Source organism: Streptomyces sp. SID9727, from assembly GCF_010550605.1.
Lineage (GTDB): Bacteria > Actinomycetota > Actinomycetes > Streptomycetales > Streptomycetaceae > Streptomyces.
In genome coordinates, this window is sequence record NZ_JAAGNI010000012.1 from 1 (window position 1) to 4,685 (window position 4,685).

Sequence of the window (4,685 nt, forward strand, 5' to 3'; positions counted from 1 at the left end):
CCTGGTCGGCGTGGCCGGATACGAGGGCGAGGTGCCGGACGCGGACGGCGACCGGGTCCGGGCCTGGCTGCGCCGGCTCGTCGCGCTGGCCGCCGACTTCGACGCGGCGGGCCGCTTCGGCGCGCTGGGGGCCGGTGAGCGCATCGTGATCAGCGCGGGCGGCAGCGCGTGGTTCGACGCGGTGGCGGACGTGTTCGCCGGGATCCCGGAGCTCTCCGCCCCCGTGCTCAAGCTGCTGCGCTCGGGGGCGTACGTCTCGCACGACGACGGGCACTACCGCCACCTCACACCGTTCAACCGCGTCCCGGAGGAGGGCGCGCTGCGGCCCGCGTTCCGGCTGTGGGCGCAGGTGGTGTCGCGTCCGTCCGCCGGGCAGGCGTTCCTCAACGCGGGCAAGCGCGACGCGGCGTACGACCTGGACCTGCCCGAGGCGCAGGTGGTCCGCTCGGGCCGGGACGGCTCGGAGCGGCCGGCCGAGGGGGTCACCGTGACCGGCCTCTCCGACCAGCACACCTGGGTCCGCACGGACGAGGGCGCGCGCCTGGAGGTCGGGGACTGGGTGGGCATGGGCCTGTCCCACCCCTGCACCAGCTTCGACAAGTGGCAGCTGATCCCGCTCGTGGAGGCGGACGGCACGGTCACCGACTTCGTCCGCACGTTCTTCTGAGCATTCCCAGCCCCTCCGGCGACTGAGGAGCGGGGGTCCGGGGGCGGGAGCCCCCGCCCCCGGACCCCGAAAGGCACCCATGGACCTCGTCATCCGCGACGCCCGCGTCATCGACGGCACCGCCACCCCCTCCTACCGCGCCGACGTGGCCGTCACCGACGGCCGCGTCGCGGAGATCCACCGCGAGGACTCCCCCGGCCCCCGCCCCACCGGGCACCGCACCGTGGACGCCGACGGCCTCGCCCTGTCTCCCGGTTTCATCGACATGCACGCGCACAGCGACCTGGCGCTGCTCCGCGACCCCGACCACAGCGCGAAGGCCGCGCAGGGCGTCACGCTGGAGGTCCTGGGCCAGGACGGCCTGTCGTACGCGCCGGTGGACGACCGCACGCTCGCCCAGGTCCGCCGCTCCATCTCCGGCTGGAACGGCGGCGGCGAGGACATCGACTTCGACTGGCGGACCGTCGGCGGCTACCTGGACCGCCTCGACCGCCAGGGCATCGCGGTCAACGCCGCCTACCTCATCCCGCAGGGCACGGTCCGGATGTACGCGGTGGGCTGGGACGACCGCCCCGCCACCGAGGCCGAACTGGACCGGATGCGGCAGCTCGTGGACCAGGGCATGCGCGAGGGCGCGGTCGGCATGTCCTCGGGTCTCACCTACACCCCCGGCATGTACGCGGACGACGCCGAACTCACCGAGCTCTGCCGGGTGGTGGCCGCGCACGGCGGCTACTACTGCCCGCACCACCGCTCGTACGGGGCGGGCGCCCTGGAGGCGTACGAGGAGATGGTGCGGCTCACCCGCAGCGCGGGCTGTTCCCTGCACCTGGCCCACGCGACCATGAACTTCGGGGTCAACGAGGGCCGCGCCCCCGACCTGCTCGCCCTCCTGGACGACGCGCTCGACGCGGGCGCCGACATCTCCCTCGACACCTACCCGTACACCCCCGGCTGCACGACCCTCGTCGCGATGCTGCCCAGCTGGGCGAGCGAGGGCGGCCCGGAGGCGGTCCTGGCCCGGCTGGCCGACGCGGGGACGGCCGCCCGCATCCGCCACGACCTGGAGGTCGTGGGGTCGGACGGCTGCCACGGGGTGCCGATCGAGTGGGAGACCATCGAGATCTCCGGTACCGGCGAGCCCGCACTCGCCGGATACGTCGGGCGCACGGTGGCCGAGTCGGCGGCGCTGCGGGGCGAGGAGCCCTGGGTGACCGCGCGGCGGCTGCTGGTGGAGGACCGGCTCGGGACGACGATCCTCCAGCACGTGGGCCACGAGGAGAACGTGCGGCAGATCATGCGCCACCGCGTGCACACCGGCGGCAGCGACGGCATCCTCCAGGGCGACAAGCCCCACCCCCGCGCGTACGGCACCTTTCCCCACTACCTGGGCCGGTACGCCCGCGAGCTGGGCATCCTTTCGCTGGAGGAGTGCGTCGCCCACCTCACCGCCCGCCCGGCGGCCCGGCTGCGGCTCCCCGACCGCGGTCTCGTACGCGAGGGCTACCGCGCCGACCTGGTCCTCTTCGATCCGGCGACGGTGGCGGCGGGCTCGACGTTCGCGGCGCCCCGCACCCTGCCGACGGGCATCCCGCACGTGCTGATCGACGGCCGCTTCGTGATCGAGGACGGCAGGCGCACCCAGGTGCTGGCCGGGCGGTCGGTGCGTTCGGCGGGGGGCGTAGTGTAGTTTCTCCGCCCCCGGCCAGGGCAACCGGCTGTCATGAATATCTCTGCGACAGCCTCGAAGGGCCGGGGAAAGGCCCGGCAGGCGGGAAACAGCACCGCCGTGGAAGCGGCCGGCCGTGCGGGGTTCGTGGCACGCGGGGTCATCTACTTCCTCGTCGGGTTCCTCGCCCTGCGCATCGCGTTCAACGGCGGCGACGGCGACGGCAAGGGCGGCGGCGGGAAGCAGGCGGACCGGGGCGGGGCACTCGCGGAGATCGCGCAGAAGCCCTTCGGCCATGTGCTGCTGTGGGTCCTGGGCATCGCGCTCGTGGGCATGGCCCTGTGGCGGCTGTCCGAGGCGGCGTTCGGCGCGGCGGGCCCGGACGGACACAAGGCGACCAAGCGGCTGGCCTCCGGCGGGCGGGCCGTCTTCTACGGCTTCGTCGCCTACTCGGTCCTGTCGTTCGCGGCCGGTGACAAGGGCAGCGGCAGCGGCAAGGGCGACGCCCAATCGCAGGACGTCACGGCCCGGGTGCTGGACCTGCCGGGCGGACGCTGGCTGGTGGGCGCGGCCGGTGTGGGCATCGCCTGTGCGGGGCTGTGGATCGCGGGCCGCGCGGCGCTGCGGAAGTTCCACAAGCACCTGCGCATGGGCGAGATGTCCCGGACCATGCGGCGGGCCGTCGACACCACCGGGGTCCTCGGCGGTGTCAGCCGGGGTCTGGTCTTCGCGGTCGCCGGAGGTTTCGCGGTGTCGGCGGCGGTGAAGGCGCGCTCCGGTGAGGCCAAGGGCATGGACGACACCCTGCGGTCCTTCAGCGCCACCCCGGCCGGCCCGTGGCTGCTGGGCCTCATAGCCGTCGGCCTGGTCGCCTTCGGCCTCTTCTCCCTCGCCAACGCGCGGTGGCGCAAGCTCTGAACCGCGTGACGCGTGAGAAGGGGCGGGGCCGCGAAGGCCCCGCCCCTTCTCACGTACGACGGATCACGGCTTGGGCAGCGCACACCCCGCGCGGTTCAGGTCGAAGACGTTGCCGGTGCCGATGCACGCGGCGATGCCGTAGGTCTCCTGGGCGTAGTTGATGCCCTGGCGGACCGTCACCTGCCCGTTCTGGTCGACCTCGCACGGGTTGTTGTCCGTGCAGCGCCCGCCGTCCTCGTTACCGGTGTTGTTGACGGCGACGACCTTGCCGGTGGCGTTGTCGATCACGGGTGAGCCGGAGGTGCCGCCGATGGTCTGGCAGGCGGAGGTGTAGCGGACCGAGTCCTTCCAGGTCCAGCTCCCCTCCTTGAGGCGGTAGACGAACCCGTCCACGTTGCAGCTGTACATGCGCTTCCAGTACCCGGACGCGACGGTGATGGCGGTGCCCGCGACGGGATGCGTGGTGCTGAGCTCCAGCGCCTTGATGCCGTAGCGGCTCTCGATCTGGGCGTACGTGGAGGTGAGCTGGTAGACCGAGATGTCGGTGTCCGTCATCGTCCCGTACGCGATCTTGCTCGCCCGGACCGTGCCGACACCGCTGCCCGAGGCGTTGAGCAGGGTGAAGCTGCGGCTGGACGAGCGGTTGTACACGACCGCGCCGGGGGCCGGGAAGCCGGTCTCCAGGCAGTGCCCGTTGGACAGCACGAGGGCGGGGTCGCCCGGCTGCGAGGAGGGCGTGCGGACGACCGAGCCGGAGCAGTTGCTGAGCGCCACGGTCCCGGCGAAGGTGACCGCCTTGGCGCGTATCTGCTTGCCGGCCTCGGCCGCGGCGGGAGCGGCCGGTGCCGCGCCGTGGCTCGTGGCCGCGGTCGCGGGGGCGATGCCCGCTCCCAGGAGCAGCACCGCGAAGAGCGCACCGACGAGAGGCTTTTTCATGTGGGGGTCCCCTCTTGCGAATGAACAGAGCGCGACTGGCCTCTGCGACCGAAGTTCCTTCGGTTTGACATGCGCATGCTGGCGTACGGAGAGGGGGCGCACAAGGGGCGGATTTCGGCCGCGCTTTCAGGTCACCAGACCCTGCCGGTAGGCGTAGACGACCGCCTGGACCCGGTCGCGGAGCCCGAGCTTGGCGAGGATGCGCGAGACGAACGTCTTCACGGTCTCCTGGCTGATCACGAGCGCGGCCGCGATCTCGCTGTTGGAGAAGCCGTCCGCGATCAGGCGCAGGACCTCCAGTTCGCGCGGGGTCAGCGGGATGTCGGACGAGGTGTCCCCGGCGGGGCGGATCCGGGCGGCGTAGCGGCCGACCAGCCGGCGCGTCACCTCCGGGTCGATCAGCGCCTGGCCCGTGTGCACGGTCCGGATGCCGTGCAGCAGCTGGGCCGGCGGGGCGTCCTTGAGCAGGAACCCGCTCGCCCCGGCGCGCAGCGC

At 72.9% G+C, this 4,685-nt stretch carries 4 protein-coding genes and 1 pseudogene; 3 read left to right on the plus strand and 2 right to left on the minus strand.

Going from position 1 to position 4,685, the window contains the following annotated elements; translation table 11 throughout:
* The 3 genes and pseudogenes from G3I41_RS00810 to G3I41_RS00820 form a co-directional block, all read left to right on the plus strand.
* Nucleotides 1–667 (plus strand): annotated as a pseudogene (locus G3I41_RS00810) (amino acid deaminase); the annotation flags it as partial.
* Nucleotides 668–746: 79 nt separating this feature from the next.
* The gene (locus G3I41_RS00815) at nt 747–2,357 is read left to right on the plus strand and encodes a D-aminoacylase (RefSeq protein ID WP_164398355.1); all 1,611 of its coding nucleotides are present in this window, start codon (nt 747–749) and stop codon (nt 2,355–2,357) included.
* Between the two features lie 33 nt (nt 2,358–2,390).
* Nucleotides 2,391–3,254, plus strand: coding sequence for a DUF1206 domain-containing protein (locus G3I41_RS00820; RefSeq protein WP_203599917.1), 864 nt, complete (start codon nt 2,391–2,393; stop codon nt 3,252–3,254).
* A 63-nt stretch (nt 3,255–3,317) separates the two neighbouring features.
* Here the strand turns inward: G3I41_RS00820 and G3I41_RS00825 are convergent, their stop codons facing one another.
* Together G3I41_RS00825 and G3I41_RS00830 are read right to left on the minus strand one after the other, a co-directional pair.
* The gene (locus G3I41_RS00825; protein WP_164398356.1) at nt 3,318–4,190 is read right to left on the minus strand and encodes a serine protease; all 873 of its coding nucleotides are present in this window, start codon (nt 4,188–4,190) and stop codon (nt 3,318–3,320) included.
* 126 nt (nt 4,191–4,316) lie between these two features.
* Nucleotides 4,317–4,685 (minus strand): response regulator transcription factor (locus tag G3I41_RS00830; RefSeq protein WP_164398357.1); only part of this gene is annotated, 369 nt, incomplete at its 5' end.

Bases quoted from the DNA above. Each gene is read 5' to 3' on its own strand.
- G3I41_RS00815 (WP_164398355.1), top strand. From the start codon at position 747: ATGGACCTCGTCATCCGCGACGCCCGCGTCATCGACGGCACCGCCACC.
- G3I41_RS00825 (WP_164398356.1), bottom strand. From the start codon at position 4,190: ATGAAAAAGCCTCTCGTCGGTGCGCTCTTCGCGGTGCTGCTCCTGGGA.
- G3I41_RS00820 (WP_203599917.1), top strand. From the start codon at position 2,391: ATGAATATCTCTGCGACAGCCTCGAAGGGCCGGGGAAAGGCCCGGCAG.